General features: G+C 42.9%; 29 protein-coding genes and 1 tRNA gene. 28 read left to right on the top strand and 2 right to left on the bottom strand.

What is annotated here, in order from left to right; all coding sequences use genetic code 11:
• Positions 1-26 precede the first annotated feature (26 nt).
• From EV210_RS01180 to EV210_RS01125, 12 genes are all read left to right on the top strand, one after another.
• On the top strand, positions 27-779 hold the full coding sequence (locus EV210_RS01180) for a DUF1614 domain-containing protein (RefSeq protein ID WP_132074310.1): 753 nt from the start codon (positions 27-29) through the stop codon (positions 777-779).
• Entirely contained in the window at positions 772-1,950 is a 1,179-nt protein-coding gene (spoIIP, locus tag EV210_RS01175) for a stage II sporulation protein P (protein WP_132074307.1), read from the top strand. The genes EV210_RS01180 and spoIIP overlap by 8 nt, the downstream gene beginning before the upstream one ends.
• A 1-nt stretch (position 1,951) precedes the next feature.
• Complete coding sequence (locus tag EV210_RS01170; protein WP_132074304.1) at positions 1,952-2,335, top strand: DUF3189 family protein; 384 nt, start codon at positions 1,952-1,954, stop codon at positions 2,333-2,335.
• A gap of 22 nt (positions 2,336-2,357) precedes the next feature.
• Positions 2,358-2,813, top strand: a complete 456-nt coding sequence (locus EV210_RS01165) for a DUF3189 family protein (RefSeq protein ID WP_132074301.1) — start codon at positions 2,358-2,360, stop codon at positions 2,811-2,813.
• 242 nt (positions 2,814-3,055) lie between these two features.
• A complete protein-coding gene (der, locus tag EV210_RS01160) occupies positions 3,056-4,384 on the top strand; it encodes a ribosome biogenesis GTPase Der (RefSeq protein WP_132074298.1) in 1,329 nt (442 codons plus the stop codon).
• Position 4,385: 1 nt separating this feature from the next.
• Positions 4,386-5,003: a glycerol-3-phosphate 1-O-acyltransferase PlsY gene (gene plsY, locus EV210_RS01155; RefSeq protein WP_132074294.1), complete on the top strand. Its 618-nt coding sequence runs from the start codon at positions 4,386-4,388 to the stop codon at positions 5,001-5,003.
• 7 nt (positions 5,004-5,010) lie between these two features.
• Positions 5,011-6,042 carry an NAD(P)H-dependent glycerol-3-phosphate dehydrogenase gene (locus EV210_RS01150; protein ID WP_132074291.1) on the top strand — a complete coding sequence of 344 codons (1,032 nt, stop codon included), beginning with the start codon at positions 5,011-5,013 and terminating at the stop codon, positions 6,040-6,042.
• Between the two features lie 218 nt (positions 6,043-6,260).
• The gene (gene spoIVA, locus EV210_RS01145; RefSeq protein WP_132074288.1) at positions 6,261-7,739 is read left to right on the top strand and encodes a stage IV sporulation protein A; all 1,479 of its coding nucleotides are present in this window, start codon (positions 6,261-6,263) and stop codon (positions 7,737-7,739) included.
• Between the two features lie 146 nt (positions 7,740-7,885).
• Positions 7,886-8,332 carry an ACT domain-containing protein gene (locus EV210_RS01140; protein WP_132075074.1) on the top strand — a complete coding sequence of 149 codons (447 nt, stop codon included), beginning with the start codon at positions 7,886-7,888 and terminating at the stop codon, positions 8,330-8,332.
• 18 nt (positions 8,333-8,350) lie between these two features.
• Complete coding sequence (locus tag EV210_RS01135; protein ID WP_132074285.1) at positions 8,351-9,649, top strand: homoserine dehydrogenase; 1,299 nt, start codon at positions 8,351-8,353, stop codon at positions 9,647-9,649.
• A 15-nt stretch (positions 9,650-9,664) separates the two neighbouring features.
• Positions 9,665-10,579 (top strand): homoserine kinase, encoded by a 915-nt coding sequence (gene thrB, locus EV210_RS01130; RefSeq protein ID WP_132074282.1) that lies wholly within the window; start codon positions 9,665-9,667, stop codon positions 10,577-10,579.
• A gap of 78 nt (positions 10,580-10,657) precedes the next feature.
• A tRNA-Pro gene (locus tag EV210_RS01125) sits at positions 10,658-10,734 on the top strand.
• Positions 10,735-10,763: 29 nt separating this feature from the next.
• Here EV210_RS01125 and EV210_RS01120 read toward each other — a convergent pair.
• Both EV210_RS01120 and EV210_RS01115 read right to left on the bottom strand, forming a co-directional pair.
• A complete protein-coding gene (locus tag EV210_RS01120; RefSeq protein WP_132074279.1) occupies positions 10,764-11,960 on the bottom strand; it encodes a tyrosine-type recombinase/integrase in 1,197 nt (398 codons plus the stop codon).
• Positions 11,961-12,349: 389 nt separating this feature from the next.
• Positions 12,350-12,721, bottom strand: coding sequence for a helix-turn-helix domain-containing protein (locus EV210_RS01115; RefSeq protein ID WP_165898748.1), 372 nt, complete (start codon positions 12,719-12,721; stop codon positions 12,350-12,352).
• Between the two features lie 223 nt (positions 12,722-12,944).
• Between EV210_RS01115 and EV210_RS01110 the strand changes: the two genes are divergently transcribed.
• The 16 genes from EV210_RS01110 (at position 12,945) to EV210_RS01035 (ending at position 24,210) form a co-directional block, all read left to right on the top strand.
• Positions 12,945-13,127 carry a helix-turn-helix transcriptional regulator gene (locus EV210_RS01110; protein ID WP_132074274.1) on the top strand — a complete coding sequence of 61 codons (183 nt, stop codon included), beginning with the start codon at positions 12,945-12,947 and terminating at the stop codon, positions 13,125-13,127.
• The gene (locus EV210_RS01105) at positions 13,111-13,311 is read left to right on the top strand and encodes a helix-turn-helix transcriptional regulator (protein ID WP_132074271.1); all 201 of its coding nucleotides are present in this window, start codon (positions 13,111-13,113) and stop codon (positions 13,309-13,311) included. Before EV210_RS01110 ends, EV210_RS01105 begins: the two co-directional genes overlap by 17 nt.
• A gap of 12 nt (positions 13,312-13,323) precedes the next feature.
• A complete protein-coding gene (locus tag EV210_RS01100; RefSeq protein WP_132074268.1) occupies positions 13,324-14,136 on the top strand; it encodes an ORF6N domain-containing protein in 813 nt (270 codons plus the stop codon).
• A gap of 339 nt (positions 14,137-14,475) precedes the next feature.
• The gene (locus EV210_RS01095) at positions 14,476-14,907 is read left to right on the top strand and encodes a hypothetical protein (RefSeq protein ID WP_132074265.1); all 432 of its coding nucleotides are present in this window, start codon (positions 14,476-14,478) and stop codon (positions 14,905-14,907) included.
• Positions 14,892-15,641: a Rad52/Rad22 family DNA repair protein gene (locus EV210_RS01090; protein ID WP_132074262.1), complete on the top strand. Its 750-nt coding sequence runs from the start codon at positions 14,892-14,894 to the stop codon at positions 15,639-15,641. The genes EV210_RS01095 and EV210_RS01090 overlap by 16 nt, the downstream gene beginning before the upstream one ends.
• Positions 15,638-17,800: an ATP-binding protein gene (locus tag EV210_RS01085; RefSeq protein WP_132074259.1), complete on the top strand. Its 2,163-nt coding sequence runs from the start codon at positions 15,638-15,640 to the stop codon at positions 17,798-17,800. Before EV210_RS01090 ends, EV210_RS01085 begins: the two co-directional genes overlap by 4 nt.
• Complete coding sequence (locus EV210_RS01080; RefSeq protein ID WP_165898747.1) at positions 17,781-19,577, top strand: ATP-dependent helicase; 1,797 nt, start codon at positions 17,781-17,783, stop codon at positions 19,575-19,577. The genes EV210_RS01085 and EV210_RS01080 overlap by 20 nt, the downstream gene beginning before the upstream one ends.
• 20 nt (positions 19,578-19,597) lie before the next feature.
• Positions 19,598-20,341 carry a hypothetical protein gene (locus EV210_RS01075; RefSeq protein ID WP_132074254.1) on the top strand — a complete coding sequence of 248 codons (744 nt, stop codon included), beginning with the start codon at positions 19,598-19,600 and terminating at the stop codon, positions 20,339-20,341.
• A gap of 114 nt (positions 20,342-20,455) precedes the next feature.
• Complete coding sequence (dnaN, locus tag EV210_RS01070; protein WP_165898746.1) at positions 20,456-21,568, top strand: DNA polymerase III subunit beta; 1,113 nt, start codon at positions 20,456-20,458, stop codon at positions 21,566-21,568.
• Positions 21,569-21,656: 88 nt separating this feature from the next.
• Entirely contained in the window at positions 21,657-21,860 is a 204-nt protein-coding gene (locus EV210_RS01065) for a hypothetical protein (RefSeq protein ID WP_132074249.1), read from the top strand.
• Positions 21,857-22,213 (top strand): LysM peptidoglycan-binding domain-containing protein, encoded by a 357-nt coding sequence (locus tag EV210_RS01060; RefSeq protein WP_132074247.1) that lies wholly within the window; start codon positions 21,857-21,859, stop codon positions 22,211-22,213. Before EV210_RS01065 ends, EV210_RS01060 begins: the two co-directional genes overlap by 4 nt.
• A 3-nt stretch (positions 22,214-22,216) precedes the next feature.
• Entirely contained in the window at positions 22,217-22,480 is a 264-nt protein-coding gene (locus EV210_RS01055; protein WP_132074244.1) for a hypothetical protein, read from the top strand.
• Between the two features lies 1 nt (position 22,481).
• The gene (locus tag EV210_RS01050) at positions 22,482-22,808 is read left to right on the top strand and encodes a hypothetical protein (protein ID WP_132074241.1); all 327 of its coding nucleotides are present in this window, start codon (positions 22,482-22,484) and stop codon (positions 22,806-22,808) included.
• Between the two features lie 11 nt (positions 22,809-22,819).
• The gene (locus EV210_RS01045; RefSeq protein WP_132074238.1) at positions 22,820-23,701 is read left to right on the top strand and encodes a DUF5131 family protein; all 882 of its coding nucleotides are present in this window, start codon (positions 22,820-22,822) and stop codon (positions 23,699-23,701) included.
• Positions 23,691-23,930: a hypothetical protein gene (locus tag EV210_RS01040; protein ID WP_132074235.1), complete on the top strand. Its 240-nt coding sequence runs from the start codon at positions 23,691-23,693 to the stop codon at positions 23,928-23,930. Before EV210_RS01045 ends, EV210_RS01040 begins: the two co-directional genes overlap by 11 nt.
• A 4-nt stretch (positions 23,931-23,934) precedes the next feature.
• Entirely contained in the window at positions 23,935-24,210 is a 276-nt protein-coding gene (locus EV210_RS01035) for a hypothetical protein (protein ID WP_132074232.1), read from the top strand.
• Positions 24,211-24,221: the final 11 nt, after the last annotated feature.

Genomic DNA, 24,221 nt, shown 5'->3' with positions numbered 1-24,221 from the left:
AATCGAATATAAGAGGTGACAATCTTATGAGTATGCCGGTAGGAATGATTGTTTTATTGGTCGTAGGTGTACTGGTTTATTTTGGTATCGCCCAGCGTATTTTAGACCGGATGCGTTTAACAGACAAGCAGGCATTGCTTTTTATTGCTGCAATTGTTGTGGGAAGTTTTATTGATATTCCGCTAATGAGCAGCCCGGTGGAAGTAAGTATCAATGTGGGCGGGGCTTTACTGCCTGTATTGTTATCGCTCTGGCTGATTGTTAAAGCAGATGAAACAGCAGAACGTGTCCGGGCTGTTGGTGCGGCAGTTTTAGTAGCGGCAGCTGTATGGCTGGGCTCACGTTATCTGCCTTATGAGCCGGAGAACATGTTTCTAGATCCGAAGCTGATTTATGGCTTGTCAGCAGGTATCATTGCCTATTTGGCTGGGCGCTCCCGCCGCAGTGCTTTTATTGGCGGCGTTCTTGGGATTGTCCTCAGCGATATTGTGCATATGGTCACATTACTGAATGCGGGAATCCCCGGCCGGACAGATATTGGCGGGGCAGGGGCATTTGATGTTGTCATCATTGCAGGTATTGTTGCCGTTATGGTTGCTGAGCTAGTCGGCGAAACAAGAGAAAAGCTGCAAGGCGGACCTGTGCTTGGCCCTAATCGCCCAGAAGGATTATTTGAATTTAGTGAAGAATTGTCCGAAACGCGCAAGCAAAAAACCTCTTCTGAGAACGATGCAGAGCCGGATAATGCTGCCCAAAGCAGAGGTGAAAAAAATGACTAAGCGGCGGGTTGTAATTGCCATTTTGCTGGCCGTTTTGCTGAGCTGCTTTACCGGACTCGCTTATGCTCACGCGCAAAACGACGGCAGCTATTTTACAATCGTTGATGAAAATGGCGTAACTGTATATATAACCGGCTGGAGTGTAAAAGCGGGTGATCAGTTTCTTACCGATAAAAACGTCCGCTATGAAATTACATCGGTAGAGGGCGATATTGCTCACGCGAAAAAAATCGGTGAAGTAAACTTAGGGCAATATCTGCCGCCAGAGGAAGATCAGCCCGGATTATTCTCTTCACTGCTCAAGACAAGGATAGCAAAAGCGCAAGGCGGCAAAGTAGCTGTCTATCATACTCATTCTGATGAATCATACGTTCCTACCGACGGCAAGGAGAGCATCCTTGGAGCAGGCGGGATTTATAAGGTGGGCGATGCCTTTACGAAATCGCTTCAGTCCAAAGGCTTGGAAGTGATTCATTCTCAGGCTAAGCATGATCCTCATGACGACATGGCGTATGAGCGGTCGCGGCGTACCGCAATGGATCTGGTTAAACAGCAGCCTGCGGCGATTTTTGATATTCACCGTGATGCTGTGCCGCCACAGGTATATAAAGCGACGATTAACGGCGAAGATGTAACTAAGGTACAATTAGTTGTTGGAAAATACGGGCCCACTGGCAAGCAAATTGAAGACTATGCTTTGCAGATTAAAGCGGCATCCGATAAGCAGCACCCAGGACTGGTGAAAGGTATTTTCTTTGCCAAGGGCGGCGATTACAACCAGGACCTGCATCCGCGATCAATGCTGCTGGAAGTGGGCGCTCACACAAATGACCGGGCATCAGCCGAGCGTGGGGTGGCACTCTTTGCCGACGTAATCCCTACCGTATTAGGGACGAGCTCAGCAGCACCGACTGCGCAAAATGGTGCTGCCGATGTAGGAACAGCGGCTACGGGACCGTCAGGTGCCATGAAATCCATTGGCTGGATCGTAGGCTTGCTGGTAGTCGGAGTGGTGGCTTTCCTGTTTCTGAGCACAGGCAGTTTAAAAGAGGCCGGAGCAAAAGTGAAACAATTTACGTCTACGGAATTTGCCAACTTCCTTGCACCGAAAAAAAAGCAGCCAGAGCAAGTAAAGAATAACGAACCTCAAAAGCGGGAAGATCAGGACTAACGTGATTATTGTATATCAAGGCAGACAAAGCTATTTACCGCTTGCAGCCTGCAAGATGCATCTCAACCAACCGTTGGAATCGATAAGGGACTCAGGGGCTAAGGCGGCAGTGCCGTTAGCTGTTGTCGGAATCGATCAGGAAGGCAATACCGTTTGTTCATTGGTAAGTGGTAAGTACGGTGATATTTATAACCGTGCTATTGAAGGGATAGCAGAAATATTTGGCCTGGAAGTGGAACTGGTGAATGTAGACCATTCTATAGAACGCAGCCATTTTACAGGAAGCAGAAATTACCTAAGACATATGGCGGTACGCTACTGCCCGCAGCTGTGCAAAAACGAATGGATTACAGCAGCAATACGTTCAGCAATTAAGCAAAAATAGCACAGGCAAAGGGAGATGAGGCATGAATATTGTCTATTACTGCTTCGCAGGTGCACATGCCTCGGTAGTGGCATCGGCTATCCATTGTGGTATGCTTCCTATAGACCGGATTCCTACAGCACAAGAGTTTTTAAGTATTCCGTTTTATGACAGGACCCCGCCACAATTCATTGGTAAACCTTATTTAATGGGATGCGATGAAAAAAAACATCAAGTATATTTTATGGGAATGTGGAATCAGCGCGAAAAAATTACGAGTACCATCCAAAGTCTGCTGGATATAGCCGGATGGCAGCAATCGTCTTTTATTCTGCAGGATGCTTTTCCATTAATCAACTTTTCGACAAAGTGCGGCGGGTTGCTGTCAAAACGGTATAGTTTTACTCGCGTGGGCCGTTCGTTGACGATCTGGGGGATGCAGCGTCAATATCCGGAGTTTGTTAAACTGGTTCATAGCGTTAAAAATCGCTTAGAGTGATGTTTTATCACTCTTTTTCTTTATTTGCAGGAAAAATAAGAGAGAAACGGGAATATGTAGAAATAGGAGGGAGTTTGATTTTGACACAGTAGCTTATCGATCTCAGTTTTCTCATGGCAGTGAGTCTGTGGGGGCTGTATAGTATATACTAGTGAGGACCACGGAAAAACTATACTAGCTTAATTTTAAAGACATCCCGTAAGGGCTGAAGTAATGAATATGTATGTGCAAAGGTGATAAAAATGAGTAAACCACTTGTAGCCGTTGTTGGACGCCCCAATGTCGGTAAATCAACATTGTTTAACAGTATAGCCAAAAAGAAAGTATCGATTGTCGAAGATATGCCCGGTGTTACCCGAGATCGGATTTATATTGATGCCGAATGGCTTGACCAGGAATTTACGCTTGTTGATACAGGCGGCATTGAATTCGAAACAGGGGATGACCATATTTTGACCTCGATGCGCCATCAAGCCAGGCTGGCCATTCAGGAAGCTGATGTTATTCTGTTTGTCGTAGATGGAAAGACAGGCATAACAACCGGTGATGAAGAAGTAGCCGCTATTTTGCGGGGATCAGGCAAACCGGTCATTCTAGTAGTCAATAAAATTGACAGCTTAAAAAATGAGCATGATATTTATGAATTTTATAACCTGGGACTAGGCGATCCTATCGGCATTTCCGCGGTTAACCTGCTGAATATGGGCGACTTGCTGGATCTGGTTATCCAAAGCCTGCCCAAAGAATCTACGACGGAAACTAATGATGATGAGATCCGGGTGGCTGTTATTGGACGCCCTAATGTTGGCAAATCCTCGCTGGTTAATGCCCTTTTAGGCGAAGAGCGAGTGATTGTCAGTGATATTGCCGGGACAACCCGTGATGCTATCGATACCCGTTTCGTACGCGACGATACATCGTTTGTACTGATTGACACAGCCGGTATGCGGCGCAAAGCCAAAATTGAGCTCCCGGTAGAACGTTACAGCGTAATCCGGTCGCTCAGGGCAATTGATCGTGCCGATGTCGTTTTAATGGTCATCGATGCCGTAGACGGTGTGACTGAACAGGACAAAAAGATTGTTGGCTATGCCCATGAAGCCGGTAAAGGAACAATTATTGTTGTTAACAAATGGGATCTTGTAGAAAAGGATAGTAAAACATCGCTTCGCTACACCGATATCATCCGCGAAGAGCTGGGTTTCTTACAATACGCACCGGTTTTGTTTGCATCAGCGTTAACAAAACAACGGGTGCAGCGCGTTTCGGAACTGGTAAAATTCGTTGCTGATCAGCACGCGATGCGCGTATCGACAAGCGTTTTAAATCAGGTTATGGAAGACGCTCAAGCGATTAATCCACCCCCTTCCAGCGCAGGTAAAAGACTTAAAATTTACTATACGACACAGGCCGATGTAAAACCACCAACGTTTATCTTGTTTGTGAACGATCCGGAGATTATGCATTTTTCTTATTTACGCTTTTTAGAGAACAAGCTGCGGGAAGCCTTCGGTTTTGAAGGAACCCCCTTAAAGCTTATTGTCCGTGGGCGTAAGGAAAAGGAGGATTAGTATGTCCGTGGGATTAACGATACTCTTAGCCTATTTGATAGGCTCAATCCCGAATGGACTGATTGTCGGCAAATATATGTGCGACGTAGATATCCGGCAATTCGGCAGCAAAAATATCGGGGCTACTAACGCTTATCGCGTTTTGGGCCCCTGGCCGGCTTTCTGGGTTTTTCTTACCGATGCCTTAAAAGGTGTAGCCGGCGTTATGATGGGGCAATGGCTTGACGGCAGCACAATCGCGTTATTGGCTGGCGGCATTGCCGCCATGGCAGGTCATAACTGGTCGATTTTTCTAAAGTTTAAAGGAGGCCGGGGCGTAGCTACCGGTCTGGGTGTTATTGCCGTTTTGGTACCCAAGGTTACTGCAATTGTATTTATTGTATGGGCACTCATTGTTTATACTACGCGTTACGTGTCATTAGGGTCGATCGTAGCGGCCGTTTTAGTTCCGCTGTCAATGTGGTTTTTTAACGAAAGCATAGAAATATTAGTTTTCGGTATTGTTGCCGCCTTATTTGTTATTCTTCGTCATAAGCCGAATATAGAACGCTTGCTAAAAGGGGAAGAGTTAAAAATCAAAGCAGGAGGATCAAGCGCCGACAGCACCAAGGAGAAGTGATTGAGTAATGAAGATTTCTGTTATAGGCGCAGGCAGCTGGGGCACTGCTTTGGCCAGTCAGCTCGGGCTTAAACATGAGCAGGTTTTTCTGTGGGCCCGCAGCAGTGAACTAGCGAAGTCAATGCAGCAAACCAGGCAAAACAGCGCATATCTGCCAGGCGTTTCACTGCCTGAGCGGCTAATCTGCACATCTGATCTTGAGCAGGCCGTTAGCGGTGCTGAACTGATCTTACTTGCTACTCCTTCCCATGCCATCCGGGAGACTGCCCGCGGAATTTGTCCGCACCTGCAAAATGAGGTGATCATTGTATCGGCTGCTAAGGGCTTAGAATCGGGAACTTATAAGCGGATGACTCAGGTTATCGCAGAAGAAATACCACAATTAGCCGACCGGGTAGCCGCTTTGTCCGGTCCTAACCATGCAGAGGAAGTTGGTCGTCAGCAGCCCACTGCTTCCGTTGTGGCAGCTGCATCTTTAGCTGTCGCTGAGGCGGTGCAGGATGCATTTATGTTACCTTTTTTTCGTGTCTACACCAATCCTGATGTCGTTGGTGTTGAATTAGGCGGTGCCTTAAAGAATATTATTGCTTTAGGGGCAGGAGCTGCTGAAGGATTGGGTTTTGGCGATAACACAAAGGCTGCATTAATGACCAGGGGATTGGCAGAAATTGCCCGCCTGGGGCTGGCGTTAGGAGCTAATCCCCTCACTTTTGCCGGACTGGCCGGAGTGGGTGATCTGATGGTTACCTGTACAAGCAGGCATAGTCGGAATCGCCGGGCAGGTATGTTGTTAGCTGAGGGTAAAACGGCAGAGCAAATTCAACTGCAAACCAATATGGTCGTTGAAGGTATTCGGGCCACTGGAGCGGCTTATGAGCTGTCCCGCACCTCTCAGATTGAAATGCCGATTACCGAGCAAATTTATCAGGTATTGTATGAAGGAAAGTCACCGAAAACCGCAGTATTAGAGCTAATGACCAGAGGCAAAACTCACGAAGTGGAAGAAGTAGCACTAAACGGTGTAATTGCTTTTCGATAATACAAATCACAAAAAGAGTACAGAAAATCCATTTTGGATTTTCTGTACTCTTTTTTAGTACTATTCTGAGCGGCATGTCAATATATTTATAATGCTTAATTTGGATATTCTTGCAATTTTTTTAGTTCAGTTTAATACAAGGGGAGGGATGGATCAAATTTTTGAGAGCCATGCTCTTAACATTTTAGGCATTCAGCATAGTATAGGAGGGAAAAAGTATGGAAAAATTTGATCTGTTTCGTGATATTGCCGAACGGACAGGCGGCGATGTCTATATTGGAGTCGTAGGTCCGGTTCGCACAGGAAAGTCCACCTTTATTAAACGGTTTATGGAAACGATGGTATTGCCAAATATCGCTGACCCTTACGAAAAAGAAAGAGCAAAAGACGAACTTCCTCAAAGCGGTGCAGGCAAAACGATTATGACCACCGAGCCTAAATTTATCCCCAATGAGGCTGTCGAAATCAGTGTAAAAGAAAATGTTGCCGTACGGGTACGCGTTGTAGACTGCGTTGGTTATAGTGTGGAAGGGGCTCTGGGCTACGCCGAAGAAGATGGTCCCCGGATGGTGCTCACACCGTGGTTTGACCATGAAATTCCTTTCCAGGAAGCGGCTGAAGTAGGAACCCGTAAGGTAATTGCCGAACATTCTACTATCGGCCTGGTCGTAACTACAGACGGTACGGTAACTGACCTGCCGCGTGAAAAGTATTTGCCGGCCGAAGAACGGGTGGTTGAGGAACTGAAAGAACTGGAAAAACCGTTCTTAATTATCCTCAACACCAATCAGCCCACAGCTAAAGAAACGCGTGAACTTGTGGCTAAGATGGAGAATAACTATGACGTTCCTGTTATTCCCGTGGATTGCGCACAATTGAATCATGATGATATATATGCGATTCTGCAGGAAGTACTGTATGAATTCCCGGTAAAAGAAGTAAATATCTCGCTGCCCAAGTGGGTAGAAGAGCTGGAAACCGAGCATTGGCTGCGGCAGAAGTTTGATGGTGCCGTACAGGAAGTCGTACAGTACATACGCCGATTGCGGGATATTGACCGCGCGATTGATGATTTGTCCAGCTATGATTTTGTTGCTGATGTTATTCTCCATGATATGGACTTAGGCAATGGGATCGCTGTCATCGAAATGACAACCAGAAATGATTTGTTCTACTCGGTGCTGGAAGAACTGACTGGCTTTACTATTAGTGGTGAACACCATCTGCTGCGTTTGATGCAGGATTTATCAGTAGCCAAACGGGAGTACGATAAGATGGCTCCTGCCTTAGAACAAGTAAAACTTACCGGCTACGGTGTGGTTACACCACAGGTTGATGAAATGGTACTGGAAGAACCGGAAATTATCCGCTCCGGCAACCGCTTTGGTGTTAAACTCCGCGCATCGGCACCATCGCTGCACATTATCAGAACAGATGTCCAGGCGGAAATTTCACCAATCATTGGCACTGAGAAACAAAGTGAAGAGCTCATTCAATATTTAATGCGTGAATTTGAAGGCGAGCCGGAAAAAATCTGGCGCACAAACCTATTTGGCAAATCGCTGAACTCGCTGGTACGGGAAGGTATCCAAAATAAAATCACCAGTATGCCAGAAAATGCACAAAATAAACTGCGCGAAACACTGCAAAAAGTCGTTAATGACGGCAGTGGCGGCCTAATTTGCATCATTTTTTAAATAAAAGCAGTCAGTCTGTAACAGACTGACTTATTTTTTTGCTTTTTTGCTTTTTTACTTGTTTTCTGTTGTAAATTAATGATATAATGTCTTCTATCTAAAGATAATAATCCACCAGTACTATACTGGAGGGAGGAGCTAACATGATAAATAATCAGAAATCAGTTTTTTACCTCGTAAGGGAAGAAATTCTTCCGGAAGCGATCAAAAAGACAATTAAAGTAAAAGAATTGCTCAAAAGGGGCGAGGCCCGGACAATTAATGATGCCGTCGATAAAATGGAATTAAGTCGCAGTGCCTATTATAAATATAAAGATTATGTATTTCCGTTCTACGAAGCAAGCAAGGAAAAGATTGTGACACTCGCGCTGCTGCTTGAGCACAAACCGGGTGTTTTATCGCGTGTGCTGAATACCATTGCCAATGAAAAAGGCAGTGTCCTGACAATCAATCAAGGAATCCCGCTTCAAGGTGTGGCAAATGCCACCGTTTCGCTGGAAACTGCCGATTTGGCGATTGATCTGGAGGCGTTGCTTGATAAGTTAAGGCTGGTAGACGGTGTGAAGCGGCTTGAAGTTTTAGGCCAGGCTTAACCATAAGGAGAGAATATCATGAAGCGTGCTATTCAAATAGGCCTGTTAGGTTTGGGAACTGTCGGCGGTAGTGTAGTAAAGATAGTGCAGGAAAATGCCGCTAATATTTCACAAAAAGTAGGATTGCCGCTGAAAATTAGCCGGGTCTTGGTACGGAATAAAGAGAAACAAAGAACCGTTGATACAGGCGATGCAATCGTTACCACCGATATTAACGATATATTGGCCGACCCTGCTATAGATATTATAGTAGAAGTCATGGGAGGAGAGCAACCGGCTAAAGAATATATTTTGCAGGCTCTTAATGCCGGTAAGCATGTTGTGACTGCCAATAAAGATGTCATTGCTAAATATGGCCGTGAATTATTTACTGCTGCTGAAGACAATCATGTGGACCTGCTGTTTGAAGCCAGTGTTGGCGGTGGCATTCCGATTATCAGACCGTTGAAGCAATGTCTTGCCGCTAATCAGATTACGGAAGTAATGGGCATTGTTAATGGTACAACCAACTACATGCTGACCAAAATGATGAATGAAAAAATGAGTTATGCTGATGTTTTGGCGGAAGCTCAGGCTAAGGGATATGCTGAAGCCGACCCTACGGCAGATGTAGGCGGCTGGGATGCAGCCCGCAAAATTGCTATTTTATCATCCATTGCTTTCAGCAGCCGCGTTACGCTCGACGATGTGTATGTCGAAGGGATAACGAATATTTCGGTGGAAGATATCGAATATGCCCGGGAACTGGGATATGTCATCAAGCTTGTTGCTGTTGCTAAAGATAGTGAGCACGGGATAGAAGTTCGGGTTCATCCTGCCTTTATACCCAATAGTCATCCTTTAGCCGGAGTGAGCGATGTATTCAATGCGATTTACGTAAAAGGACATGCGGTTGGCGAAGCCATGTTTTATGGCCGCGGTGCCGGCGGACTGCCGACTGCCAGCGCGGTGACCGCAGATATTATTGATGTTGCCCGTGATATTAAGCATAATACCAGCAGCCGTATTCTCTGCACATGCTTTGAAAATAAACCATTATGTCCGGTAGGCAAAACCGAGTTGCCTTATTATATCCGCCTATTAGTTGAGGATAAGCCGGGGGTATTTGCTGCTATTGCCGGTGCATTTGGTGCCCAGCAGGTCAGTCTGCACTCGGTTATCCAAAAACGTAAAATAAATAATTGTGCTGAGATTGTACTCATTACCTACCCTGTAAGTAATGACAACATTAAACTGGCCATGAATACGCTTGATGGAATGTCTGTAGTAACGAAAGTACGCAGTGTGATCCGAGTGGAAGCAGAGGAAATTGCATAATACGGAGGAAATAGCATGTCCAAGGTGACGGTGCGTGTACCTGGGACGACTGCTAATTGTGGTCCCGGATTCGACGCTATTGGTATGTCCTGCACGATATATAATACCCTGGAATTAGTATTGTCACCTGAAGGGCGAACCGTAATCGAAATTGAAGGTGAAGGAAGCAGTCAGATACCGAATGATGATCGCAATATCGCTCTTCAGGCCGTTAAAGCGGTACTGGAGCATCACCGGATTACTGATGCGGGGATTTACATTCGCCTGAACAATACAATCCCCCTTGCCCGCGGCCTTGGCAGCAGTGCTGCGGCCATTGTTGCCGGCCTTATGGCGGCGAATGCCGTTACCGGCAATCGGTTATCCAAGCAAACCCTTTTGGAAATGGCAACCTCCATTGAAGGCCATCCCGATAATGTAGCTCCAGCAATCTACGGGGGAATTTGCTTAAGTGTGATGCACGAAACAGGCACAAAATGTTTGTCTTTTTTACCGCCGCCCAATCTGGGGCTTGTTGTGGCAGTACCTGAGTTTACTTTGTCAACTAAGGTTTCCCGTCAGGTCTTGCCGAAAACAGTACCACTGAAGGATGCCGTGTTTAACGTCAGCCGGACGGCACTGCTGGTAGGGGCCTTAGCAAAGGGCGATCTCACCTATTTGAAGTATGCCCTGGAAGACAGGCTGCATCAGCCCTACCGGGAAAGGCTAGTGCCTGGTATGGAGGCGGTGTTTGCCGCCGCAGTCAATGAAGGGGCGCATGGTGTTACGATTAGCGGGGCAGGACCGTCGTTAATTGCATACACGACGGAAAACCATCTGAAAATCGGTCAGGCAATGGCCGCCGCCTTTGAAAAGCACGGCAGTATGGCCGCTTATCATGTTCTGGAAATCGATACAGTTGGTGCAGAAATTATTGAATTTATTGCTTGACAGACTACATAAAACGGTGTAAAATAATGTTTGTCGGTGCGGGGGGCAAGCCAAAAGTCCTCGTGCGACAAACAATGTCGGGGCGTAGCTCAGTTTGGTAGAGCGCTACCTTGGGGTGGTAGAGGCCGCATGTTCAACTCATGTCGCTCCGACCAATTGAATAATAAGGGACGGCGAGGCTTTTTTAAGCCTCGTTTTTTTTGTCATTTACTGCAACCGTACTGCAACCCGGAATTACTGCAGTAATTGCAGTATTAAGTGTATTAGCTACCCCTTGTTGGCCTTCTAGGGTGGTATGCTGATATCTGGATGTAGTCCGTGGGTCAGCATGCCTCATTTGGGCCTGTATTAGCCGCTGATGAACATTTAAAGCTACAAGTTGACTTGCATAGTTATGGCGCAAATCATGGAACCTGAGGTTTTCTACGCTTAATTCACCGGAATTATATAGTTTGTCCACTTTAATTTTAAAGTCTCTCCTGAAATTATTGGGATTAAGAGGCTTTTTATCTTTTTGTGCAAAGACATATTCACTTGTTCTTTCAAGATTTTGGAGATAGTCAATAACAAAATCCGGAACTGCAATCACCGCTTTGGATGATTTACTCTTAGTCTTGTTCTGAATTGTAGCCTTGGACTTTACTCTAACGTAACTGCGTTTAATACTTACGGTTTTATTAGCGAAATCAAAATCCTCCCATTTTAGGGCTAAGATCTCTGATCGCCTGAGCCCAGTACCATATTCAGTTAAAACGACTGGATATAATCTTGTTCCGAAGCACACTTCCAAGATTTTAGTCATTTCAGCTTCTGTTAGAGGATCAAGTTCACGCATTTCTATAGTTGGAAGTTCAATTCTATCAGCAGGGTTTTTTACTATTAAGTCGTTATCAATTGCATCATTGAAAACTTGCTGGAGGATAAGGTGCAGTATTTTTACTGTTGCAGGGGCCAATGTTTGGGCTTTTATGCCAATAAATTTTTGAACATCGGGCTTCGTAACTTCATTTATTTTGTCGTCCTTAAAGTAGGAGATGACATGTACTCTGGCATTTATTTCATACTTGTGCCAAGTACCGGCTGAAACAGATAACTTCTTTTTCTGCAAGAAAGCATTAATAGCTGTCTCCATAGTATCGGTACTGCTCTTGACTAATGCTGCCTGGTGATTTTGGATTTGCAATTGAAGTAATTTGTCTTTAACAATTTCGCGTGTTTTTCCGTAGACTGTTTTACGGATCAACTTACCTTCGTCGTTTCTACCTACGGTTATTTGAGCAGCATAACCGTTTTTATATTCATAAATTGTACCTTCGCCATTACCTCGTTTAGTTTTCTTTTTCTTTTTCTTTTTTACTTTATCGGTGTTTTCAGTTTCCATGGTACCTCTCCATCTATTAATTGTTCGTTTAAAAAAAAGAGTGTATTTTGTAAGAATTTGTTGGAAAATTATTACTTAATTCTGCAGGAATATTTCAAATTTGACGAGAAGAAATAATGTTCATGACTTACAATGTCGAACATATGTTCTATTTTTTTATCTTTTTAACAGGAATTGTAGTCATATATGGCGAATAATGGTATGACGATCAAGGTGGGAGCGTGGAACATGGAGCCAAACTACATTATCAAAGATCTTTTTGAAGCTGCTAAATGGCTCAGGAAGGAGGATGGAAGTTACATAGTTGATCCTAACTATTTACAGGAATTTCTAAAGGAATTTTCGATAACGAGGTAAATAAAAATAAGTAGCCACCAAATTCCGGAAGGCTACTTTTTTATTTCCAACCATAGCTCTAAGAGTTTGTCGAATTGTTCTGGTGTTAGGCCGTTTTTAGCTGCTTTTTCTGTAAGAACAAGAAATGGTACATTTCGTCCATTCATTATGAAGTTACGTGTTTCTTCCGGCATTTCTGGAATTAAGTCTGTGGGTAGGCGTGAATCTTCAAGGTAAAAATAAGTTTCAGGTACTTTAAGTGCATCACATATGAGTTTGACAGTGGCTTTTCGTGGGTTTTTTGTTTCTCCCGTCTCAATATCGGAAAGAGTGGAAACGCTAATACCTGTAATTTCCGATAAATCTTCAATACGTAAATTTTTGCCCTCTCGTAAACTTCTAAGTTTTGAGCCGATAAAATGCACGATAATTCTCCTTTCGATTCCATATTATATGCGATTTTCATGTCGAATAATACCTGTAAACTTTGGTATTATTCGATTTTTTTATTTATAAACCTTTTCGGAAATACCGAAATATTTTGTAGTAAAATGTGCAAAATAGTATTGACTTGTATCGGAATATCCGATAGAATTAAAACGTCGCAGCAAGTCTTTTTCGGAATAACCGGAAAGGAAAGATGTAGTAATGAAAATAAAAAGACTCCGAGTTGAAAAAGGTTGGAGTCAGCAACGACTTGCAAATGAAGCTGGTGTGCCGCGATCATCGTTAGCCGATTTGGAAACAAGGAAAACCTTGCCAAGTCATAAAGATCAGTTGGAAAGAATTGCTAAGGCATTGGGGGTGAGTATAGATGATTTGTACGACTGAAAAGAAAACCGAGCCATTGATGAAAATAAAAGAAGTAGCTGAAAGGCTTAATGTTTCTCGTACTATTGTATATGAAATTATTCATTCAGAAGGGTTTCCGCTTGTAAAACTCGGTCCCAAAAAGTATCGAGTGTATCGGGATAAATTAGAAAGATGGATCGCTAATAGCGGTAGATCGGTTTAGGGTGGAGGGTGTATGAGTAATTTGTCGATTTTAGAGCACCGTGGGCAACGAGTATTGACAACTCAGCAATTAGCACAAGTTTATGAGACTGACAGCAATAACATCAAAAATAATTTCTCTAATAACAAAGATCGTTTTGTTGAAGGTAGAGATTATTTTTTTCTACAAAGCGAGGAGTTGCAAGAATTCAAAAGGGTAGTCAACGATATTGACCAGCCCTTTAAATTTACATCGCAGCTGTACCTTTGGACTGAGCGCGGCGCTAATCGCCACTGTAAAATTCTCGACACCGATAAAGCTTGGCAACAGTATGATATTTTGGAAGAATCGTACTTTAGAACGAAACAAGCTCAATTGCTCATTGATTATTCCAAGCTATCACCAGAATTACAAATGTTTAAGTTAATTCTTGATAACACAGCTAAATTGCAACTTGATTTGGTAGAAGCTAACTCAAAAGCTACTGAGGCTATCGAACGGACCGGCTATATTGAGCAGCGGTTAGAAGTCGTTAAAGAGACTATCATTCAGCGTGATGATAACTGGCGTGATTCAATTAATACTATGGTAAATAGAATCGCGAAATGCAGTGCAGATAAGAATTATCAGGCCATTCGTTCAGAAAGTTATATGTTGCTTGAAGAAAGAGCAGCTTGTGATCTAAATACGCGGATTCGTAATATGAGACAGCGCCTTGAAGATACTGGCGCCACAAAGACAAAAATAAACTCTATTACCAAAATGGATGTTATAGAGTCAGATAAGCGGCTGAAAGAAATATATACCGGTATCGTAAAAGAAATGTTGATTAAATATGTGGCTTAGGAGGGGATTAAAACGTCTGAATATGGCGATCTGCTCGATGAGCTCATAAGGTTACGCGCGATGGCCCTTCAATTATGCCGTAACCTTACTGATGGAAACATTACAGCAGCAGAAGGCTCATGGAATCCAGCTGATTCTTTGCTTATTAAAAAACAATTGGCAGAGCTTCGTGAATATTTGGGAGAGCCTAACAATCACATTGAAGGGAAGGTGTAAGTTATGTTTTGCGATTGTTGCGGCGTTTGCTTTGACGACGTAACCGGAAGAAATATAGTTGATCATAGCAAATATGTTGAGGTTTGTAACCCGTGCAAAGATGAAATAAAGGAGGATATAAATATGGCTTTATTCGAACGAGTTGAAAGTATGGTAACTGCGATGAAAGAGGTTTTTGAAGAAACTAAAGCGATGTCCATAGGCATTAACCATAAGAAAGAAATTGAAATTCACTTAACAAACGGGATGTTTGCACGAATAATTGGCACCGATTTTGATATAGTTGATTTTTCTGCAGGAAAACATCCTTTTAAGGCAACGCAAAGGCTTGGAGGTGCTAATTGGTTCACTCTAATTGATCGTGAACAGTTGAAACACGGCCTTACGCTTGAAGATCAGCATAAAATAGTAAGAAAGTATATTAATTCGCTTATACCAAAAGAAAAAGCCGCTCCTGTTGGCGCAGAAGCGGTTAGCAATACAGCATATCAAAATAATGTTAGTACCTATGTTACCACAGAAGTGGAGGCGGGGCAACAATGCAAGATGATATAAAAAAGAAACTGCAAGAGCCTTTTCTTCCAAGTGAAGTGGAGTGGCGTGTAGGTGCTACAACGGCCGATAAATTAAAAGGAATTGCATTGGCGTATGTTACAAACCGCGCAATTCAGACTAGATTAGACGAAGTTTTTGGCCCCTTCGGATGGAAAAATGAGTATCGTGAGTGGAAAGCCAATAGCCAACTTTGTGGTATATCCATTTTGCATAACGGAGAATGGATTACAAAATGGGATGGAGCAAATGACAGTGCAACAGAGGCTACTAAAGGCGGTTTAAGCGATTCTATGAAACGTGCTGCCGTGCAGTGGGGGATTGGACGATACTTGTATGAATTGGAAAACGAATGGGTTCCAATTGAGCCGTATGGGAAAAACTCATTTAAGTTAAAATCAACTCCACGCTTACCGTTATGGGCGCTGCCGGAAGGGTTTTCCTATGATAAAAAGCCTGTCCATAATTCAGCACTTGCGGTAACAGCGGCAGCAACTCCCATATTAACGAATAAAGCAAGTTCTGCACCAACAACAGCCGGTGACGTGGCCATATCGAATAAAGGTACCATGACTAAACTATCGGATTTAGATATTGATCAGTTGCGCTGGTTAGCAAATAATGCGAAGAACGAAGTTGTCCGATCTGCAGCAAAAGCTTGCTTAGCAGAATTGAATGGCAAAATGGATAATTCCAAACCTACAGTTGAAGCAATATTTGGAGGCGAAGCAGTATGAGTAAATTAACTGCCATTGAGTTTAAAAATATGAAAGGGCAAACAGCTGTGCAGGAGCTAACTGGTATGGATATCTTTACTGGCCGTAATGGAGCCGGTAAAACTACTCGAATTCAGGCGCTTGGTTATGCCATGCTTGGTTATGTTCCTGGGCAAAAGAAGACAGCTACGGATACTTTTAAAATGTCCACCGGCGACAATATGAGTGTTGGGCTTCGGACAGAATCTTTTAGCCATGTGCGAACTCTAACAAGAAGCGAAAAGCGTAATGCTAAAAATGGTGAGACTACTGTAACGATTAAAGAAAGCATTTCTGTTTCACCGAGCGCCGGTGAACGGACTGATACAGATAAAAGTATCCGGATTGGGACAGAGATTGGGAATTTCCCAGTGATGATGGACTTTAGTGAGTTTTTATCAATGTCCGATGCAAAACGACGGGATTTTATTTACGGCCTTAGTCCAATCACATCCGACTCATGGAACCGTGACCGGATTGAAGATTACCTTTCTAAGAAACTGCTAACAGATGAATTGCAGATCAATAATCCCGAGCAGTTTAGCGTGATGCAAGAACTCATCACAAAAGCAATTGCAGAGTATCCAATCGGATTTGGAGTAAGTGAAGGACTACAATCCATGCTTGGCTGGCTGGAAACGGAAAAAAAGTTCTGGTCCAGTAAGCAAAAAGATGCTCAGGGAGCGGTTCGCCAAATCAGTGAGTTAAAGAATGATCTCGAAGAAACTGAGCGGGGTATTGTAGCCAAAAAGCAAGAACTTGAGCTATTGCAGAATAGCCTGATTGATATTGAAAAGCAACTTACAGCTGGTGAGGAAAAACAGAAAGCGGCCGATAAAAAAAACGCACGTCTTGCCATGTTGAATTTAGAAATAGCGAAACTGGAAGAATTACCAGTGCATGACCTTATTGCGCTTGATACCAAAATTTCTGAACATCAAGGCCAATTGGTAGATCCACCTAACAATGACAATGAGTTAGCAACCATCAAAACTAAGATTTCTGATATACGAGTGAGCCGAAAAGAACTTGAAGATAAAGCCCGAGGCGTAAAGAGTACAATTAGCACAATCAAAACTACTGTAGCAACTTTAGAAGATGCTCTCAGGAAGGTTGGTGAGCTCTCCGGCAGGTGCGTAGCTCATCACATGGTTAAATGCCCGAAAGACTTTTCGGACCCTGCACTGGTGGATGGCGTTAAACGGAATAAGGTTGCGGCAGATGCTAAAGTTGCTGAACTAGAAAAAGAAGTGGCTGGCATAGAAGGCCAGATTAAAATTCTCGATGAGCAGGAGACAGACCAGCAAAACAGGCAGGCGCAACTGGCTAAAGAAGCGCAGGAAATTAACCAGCGCAATGCCTCCATTAACAAGTCGATTACTGAATTGACTAATGAACGGAATGGGTATGTCCAGAAAAATGCAGACCGTGACAGCAAACTTAAGGTGTATCGGGAAGAATTGAACAGACTGCAAGCGGAGCCGGATGAAGTAGTGATAGATATAGGCCCCCTTAAAGAACGTGCTGAGAATAGCCGAACTGCAATAACCAGCTTAAAAGCAGTTGTTGATCAAAAAGAGAAAGCAAGGCAGGCTCTTATTATGGTGCAACAGTCCATGATTAATAACCGTAAGGCTGAATATAATGCTACTTGCTCAAAACTTATTGCGGATACCTTGGGGGCAAAAGGCGTACAAGGGGAACTTGTAAAGGAAATTTTGCAGCCTATCAAAGAGGATATTGGTGCAAACCTGGCGTTAATGGGATTCGATTATGAACCGTTTTTCCAAACAGAGAGTGATACCGGTAAAGAGATATTTCAATTTGGATGGATTAATGCGAAAGGCCACTATGTTAACTTTGACGCTCTTTCTACAGGGCAACAAACGGTTTTCTTAGCGGCTATGATGGTCACAATTATTGACCGTGCGAAACCTAAACTGCGACTGTTGGTAATGGATAACCTAAACCACTTAGACAAAAAGAACTTTCAACTGCTCCTAAACGGTTTAGCTGAAGTAAGAGGTAAGCTGGATAATATCATACTGGCTGGCGCGATTGAATTTGATTTTACAGCTGATAACTGGACGGTATGGAATCTCAGTGGCGCGGAGGATGGTAATGATGCCAGAATTGCTTAATGGCCTTAATGAACAACAAGAAAGAGCGGTAATTACTACCGCTCCTGTCATTCTCTGTATAGCAGGTGCCGGTAGTGGCAAGACAACAGTGCTAACGAAGAGAGTCGCCAATCTGGTTTTAAATCATGGAATCAAAACATCCAACATACTTTGTTTAACTTTTACCCGACTTGCTGGCCTGGAAATGAAGGAACGTGTCATAAAACTGATTGGTGAGGATGCGGCAAAGGAGTTGTTCTCTAATACGTTTGATGCTTTTGCGGTGTCAGTACTAAAAGAGCATGGTCATTTATTAGGCATTGAAGAAAACTTTTCCATTTATGATCAAGAGGACCGGAATGAGCTATTTAAAAAGATTATTGCTGACTTGGGGAACCGCACAACTTTAAGCAAGGTTGTAGAGCGTCATAAAAAATGTGGTGATGTGCGGGAAGAACGTCGAGCGTATCCGGAAGAATGTAGAGTACTTGAAGAATACGGATACCGGTGCAAGCAGAATAATGCAGTGGATTTAAACCGGCTGGTGGATTTAGTTATTCGGTTGTGGGAATTACATCCGACAATACTTGCCCATTATCAAAATCAGTATTCGCATGTTTTTGTTGATGAGTTTCAAGATACTGACAAAGAGCAGGCGTATATGGTGGATCTGCTTAGAGCGCGTAACTTGTTTATAGTAGGTGACGCGGACCAGAGTATTTATGAGTGGCGGGGGGCAAAAGTTGATTTTATAGTGAACTTCGAAAAGAACAATCCCGGTTGCGAAGTTATCAAACTGGAGGACAATTATCGATCGACTGAACAGATTGTGGACGTTGCTAATCGATTAATCAGGTTCAATGTCAAACGAGTTGACAAAAAACTGATTGCTCACAAGTTCGGCTGCGCTGTTAGTTTGGATCGGTATGAAGATGCTTATAAGGAAAATGCTGCAGTTGCAGATTCTATAGCGGCTATGTCTCAGGACATGCCATATAAAGAAATTGCGGTACTGGCCAGAACAAATGCAAAACTGGATAGTATCAAATGGGAGTTGGAACGGCGGGGATTGCCGTGTCTGCGAGTAGGAGGGCAAGAAGATCCTTATAAGGCTCCCATGGTTAAGCGAATCATAGACTGGATGTATTTCATGCAAAACAACGCTGATGATATGGCTTTTAAACGGGTATTTAAAAACTTTGCTATTAACAGTATCAAAATGGCAGAAATCGAACTATATGCTTTAAACATGGAAGTATCGCTTTGTCAAGCAAGCCTAAAATTTTCTGTTGGGCAAGTATTTTTTGAAAGTGCAAGTCTCCCGATAAATGAGGCGATAAGTAAGGTCGAAGATTCGCCGCTTGCCCATGTTAATGCTATTCGCAATGTGATAGTTGGCTCGCAAAGTGAAGTAGATCGAGCTATCCCTGTAATTGAACGCTGGCAAGCATCTAAGCAACGAGTTAATGAGGATTATTCCGTGAAAGCGTTTCTGAAGCATTTGCGCTTCAGGGATATCCAAGAAAAATTAACTGAGAAAAAAGATGCCATAAATTTAATGACCATACACGGCAGCAAAGGGCTTGAATTTGACACAGTTTACCTTGTGGGAATGAACCAGGGCGTATTTCCGTCAAAACGCGGTGAGATCGAAGAGGAACGTCGGCTTGCTTATGTGGCTGCTACAAGAGCGAAAAACAGGCTTCATTTAACGTATGCTGATGCTGTGTCCGATTGGAGCGGAAACATGGTAAATGCGTCGCCTAGTCAATTTTTAGATGAATTTGGATTAGATTAGAGAAGGGGCGGTAGATAAAAATGACATTAGAAAGCAGCATTAAGGATGTAATTGCAAAGAAGTTAGAGGATGGCACTGTCGAGAAGATGGTCGAAGAGCAATTGCAAAAAGGTATAATTAACGCTTTAGATAGCTTGTTTGGTAGATGTGGGGTCGTAACGAAAGTTATTGAAAAACAAATCACATCCGTAATGGTTCCCTACTTGGAGAAATATGATTACGGCAGGTATATTGTTAAGCTGGATGGAGTTTTAGTAGATGTGCTAAAAGAGGTATCAGCTGACAATAAAACTGTGTTGCAAAACTTTAAAGAACTAATGTTGCCGATAGATAGAGATTCAATTAAAGCATCTGAGATATTTGAGGCTTGGTGCAAGTATGTAGCAAAGGGAGTAGCAACGCAAGGCTTGGATGTTATATGTGAAGACAGTGTATCTTACGAATCTGTAGAAGTCACATTAGCTGTAAGTTATGATGACGAAAGAGAATGGAGTCCTTTTCAGTATGCAACATTGACTTTTGAGTGTGAGCATGATAACGAAATGAATTTTGCAATTAGATTGCATCACTACAATAGAGACAAGGAAAATGAATGGTCAATGTCTTACGATTATATAAAAGATATTAAATCGTTGCGGCGTGTGAACGACTTTGAAATACTGCTTATGCGATTGGATCAAGCGCAAACAAAGATAATTCTTGATACTGACAGCGAATGTGAGGATGTTACTCCAGATAAGGAACCTGAGGTAACATACGGATAATCGCTTTAACTCGCTGTTGCGCAAATATTATTAAGACGACGGTATTTTCTATTAATGATATTGCCAAAAATGACAATAAAGTAGAATAAAATAGCAATGAATGGGGGAGAAGAAATGAAGTTTTTAGTAAGTCAGGAAAATTTCTTAACGGGCCTTAAAGCAATAAGTAAGGTCATTAGTAAAAAGTCTCCACAACATGCAGGAGTGCGTATTACAACATCTTATGAAAAAAATGCAGTTGAGCTTAGTGCTACTAACTTTCAAGATGCGATTTTCTATGTAATTGACAATAATCATAGCTATGTTGAATTTGGAGGGAATGTATTTATTCAAGGCTCAACACTTCAAACTGCTGCAAGATCATTGCCGGAAGGGTCCTTAGCACTGTCTTTAGACAATAAGCAGCTGCAAATTAATTCCGGATTAATACAGTATAGTCTTTATACAAATGACGGTGCAGAGTATAAGCAACATAAAATACCGGACGAAAACCTTGCTGTTTTGACCGGTAAAGAGCTTAAATGTTTGCTAAAAAATGTAGACTACGCTGCAGCTACAGATAATTCACGGCCTATATTTCTAGGGGTATTGTTTGAATTTGACGGAGAATCTGCGACTGCGGTAGCTACAAATACTCATCGTCTTGCGCGTAAAACTATAAATCCGGTTATAAAGCCGCAATGTCAAGGGCGAGTGGTTATACCCAAAAGTCTATTAAAACACGTTTCTACATTTATTGAGGATGAATCATTTGTACATTTGAGATGGAATGAGTCTATTGCTGTAATTGGTGATAAGAAAATCATTTTGCATACCGTAAATTGCGGTAAGTACCCCGATTGGCAAAAGATAATACCTCAAAATTTTTCTACTGCTATTGAAGTATCCCGCATCCAACTGTTGCAAGCAGTAACGAGGATTACCGGCATAGTTAAGGGCTACGACTACAGCATTATAAATATTGAGTTTGGTCAGGAAAACCTGAAGTTATCAGGTAAACATCCGGATATCGGCCAGGTAACGGAAACGATACCTGTGGGATATGAGGCAGGGCCAACATTGCAAGGGATTTCGTTTAATGTCGTTTATCTTCAAGATGCACTAAAAATTATAAACGAAGACATGATAACACTGTCTTTTAATACTCCAACATCACCTGCTTGTATTGCTTCCAAAAATAAAAATGATTTTATGCATATTATCACTCCGGTTAGAACTAGCTTTTGATGAGCAAAATTTTAAAAAATGCGTAGACTTCTCCTGATATGTAGTTTACGCAGCTGTTATTCATAATATGCATTGGAGAGTGAAAAATATGAAAAGAAAAGTAGCTAAACTGTTTCCTATCCCTGGTTGCCTTGGCTGCTCAAAGTTTTGTAAATACCGTGGCAATGCAATGGGTGAGTTAGCCGCAAAAGAGGCAGTTATTGATACTGCGAAGCCGCATACTTGCAACAATGTACGTTGGTGGAAGTGGCCGTTTTTGATGAAAGAAATGCAAAGGGCGGTAAAAGCATGAGTGGGTTGCCGATTAAAATGTGCCGTAGAATCACGCCAGCTTCCCGTAAGTCGGCCAATTGGCTTTGGTTGGCATTACTTATCCTTGTTGCCGTCTCGCCCCTATCCTGCGGCAATTCTGCCAAAGCAATTCAGGTAACTGAAGTTTATACAGTGGAAAAGGGAGATACCCTTTGGAGTATTGCTGACCGGTACATAGCCAAGAACACATATGGCAAGCGGGACATACGTGAGTTTTATCACGGAATCATTGAAAGAAATTACGAAACGGTGTTTAAAAATAGAGCTCCCTATTACTTTATTTATCCGGGCGATAACCTTGAAATCAACTATTGGATAAAAGTGGAGGAATAAACGATGCAGATAATTCGCGTAGGTGATTATGTAAGATGGACAAGCCAGGCTGGAGGATATGCAAAAACAAAAGAAGGGGATGTAATAGCAATCATCCCCAAACTGGATGATGCCAGTAAATATATTCCTCCTGGTGCTCCGCGCTGCCGTATGAAATTTCAGTACGTCAATATGGCATTTGATCGCGTTTTAGTTTCAGTAAGGCGTAAAAGCGGTTCTTATGACTACTATGCACCGTCAATCAATCTGGTTAAGGTGGTGGATTAGAATGGCGGTTGATTATAAAAAGCTTCAAAGGGATTTGGACAAAGCCAGGTTAGCGGCAATAGATGCAATGCCAGGAGACGATGGCGGTTCTTGTAATCTGGATACATTGGTGCTGCGCGTACCAAAGGGAAGAGAAAAGCTTGTCCTAAAAGCTATCAAGGCGGCTGGACTACATTGCCGGGGTAAAAGTGACTGGTTGGGACCTTGTTACTTTGTTTCGGGTCCTACCGGTGGACAGGGAAATGGACGAACCAGGACAGTTACGGCAATGGAAAAAAGTTTAAAAGGCAATGGCTGGGATGCAAGTGTGTTTTATAAAGTTGATTAGGAAGTGAGAATGTGTCTAAGACAAAAATCGAGTGGGCTGATAAGACATGGAATACCGTTACTGGATGCACGAAAGTCAGTGAAGGATGTTTAAATTGCTATGCTGAGCGTGTGACTAATAGGTTTTACCCTGATCGTAATTTTAGCGAGATAATGATTCACGACAGTCGATTAAATCAGCCTCTTAACTGGAAGAAACCGAATAAGATATTTGTTTGCAGCATGTCAGATTTATTTCATGGCCTTGTGTCGTTTGACTTTATAAGAGAAGTTTTTGTGACGATTACAAAAGCGCCTCAACACATCTTTATAGTACTTACTAAGCGTCCGGAGCGGATGAAGGAATTTTTCGATGCTTATTACCGTGATAAACAGCCATTGATGAATGTTTGGCTTGGTGTCACAACGGAGAATCAACAAACTGCTGAAGAACGGATTCCGTTGCTCTTGGAGATTCCGGCAGCTAAAAGATTTATAAGTGTGGAGCCTATACTGGGGCCAATTAATGTGAGTAGATATTTAAAATGGCCGCTTTGTAAGTACTGGAAAAAAGTAGGTCTTGACTGGGTTATTTGCGGAGGCGAGAGCGGCCCCGGCGCGCGGCCGATTCATCCTGATTGGGTACGTGGATTACGTGATCAGTGCCGAGAATCAGGAGTGCCGTTCCTGTTTAAACAGTGGGGTGAGTGGGTGCCGCCACAAGCTGTCAATAAACCTACCGCTGGATATGATGAGGATTGGATTAACAATATTCGTCGGTTCCCTCGCGCTGATGTTGAAGCGGAAGCCAATTGTGCTTGCCCTGTCTACCGTGTAGGTAAAAAAGCTGCCGGCAGGTCACTAGATGGAGTTATACATGATGAATATCCGGGGGACATAAGTTATGCTGACTAAACGGCAAAGTGAATTTTTAGCAAGCCTTGCTGCGCTTTTGATTGCATTATTCTTTGGATCTCTGATATGTTACAACACCATAGATATTGAGAAGTTGCAGGATGATAGGAAACAACTAAAACAGGAAATTGTTCGGCTCAGACAACTAATTGAGGATCGGACGCATCCGGGAACGATACAGAAACGCCAAATAGAATATTTGCTCCATGAAGGCGAATTTAAGGAGTGATCTTATGACTTTGGCAAAAGAAGAGTTGGAAATGATTCATAAGCTACAAAAAGATGGCTTAACCGCGAAAGCAATTGGACAAAAGATCGGTTGTGCAACATCTACTATCGAGGATCGCTTAAAAATCATGGGTTATACATGCAATGGTGGCAGTGGGCATGGTGGTAAGCGGCCTGGCTGCGGGAGGAAGAGTTCCAAAAGTAAGTCAGAGATTCGTTTAAGATCCTATCAAAAAGAGGCATTAAGTTACTTGTTAAGTGGAGAAAAATCCTTACCATAGGAGGATGGAGA

This window comes from Anaerospora hongkongensis, from assembly GCF_004339805.1.
Taxonomy (GTDB): Bacteria; Bacillota; Negativicutes; order Sporomusales; family DSM-15969; genus Anaerospora; species Anaerospora hongkongensis.
Note: the sequence above shows the minus strand (reverse complement) of the source record. Positions and strands in the feature narration are given on the sequence as shown.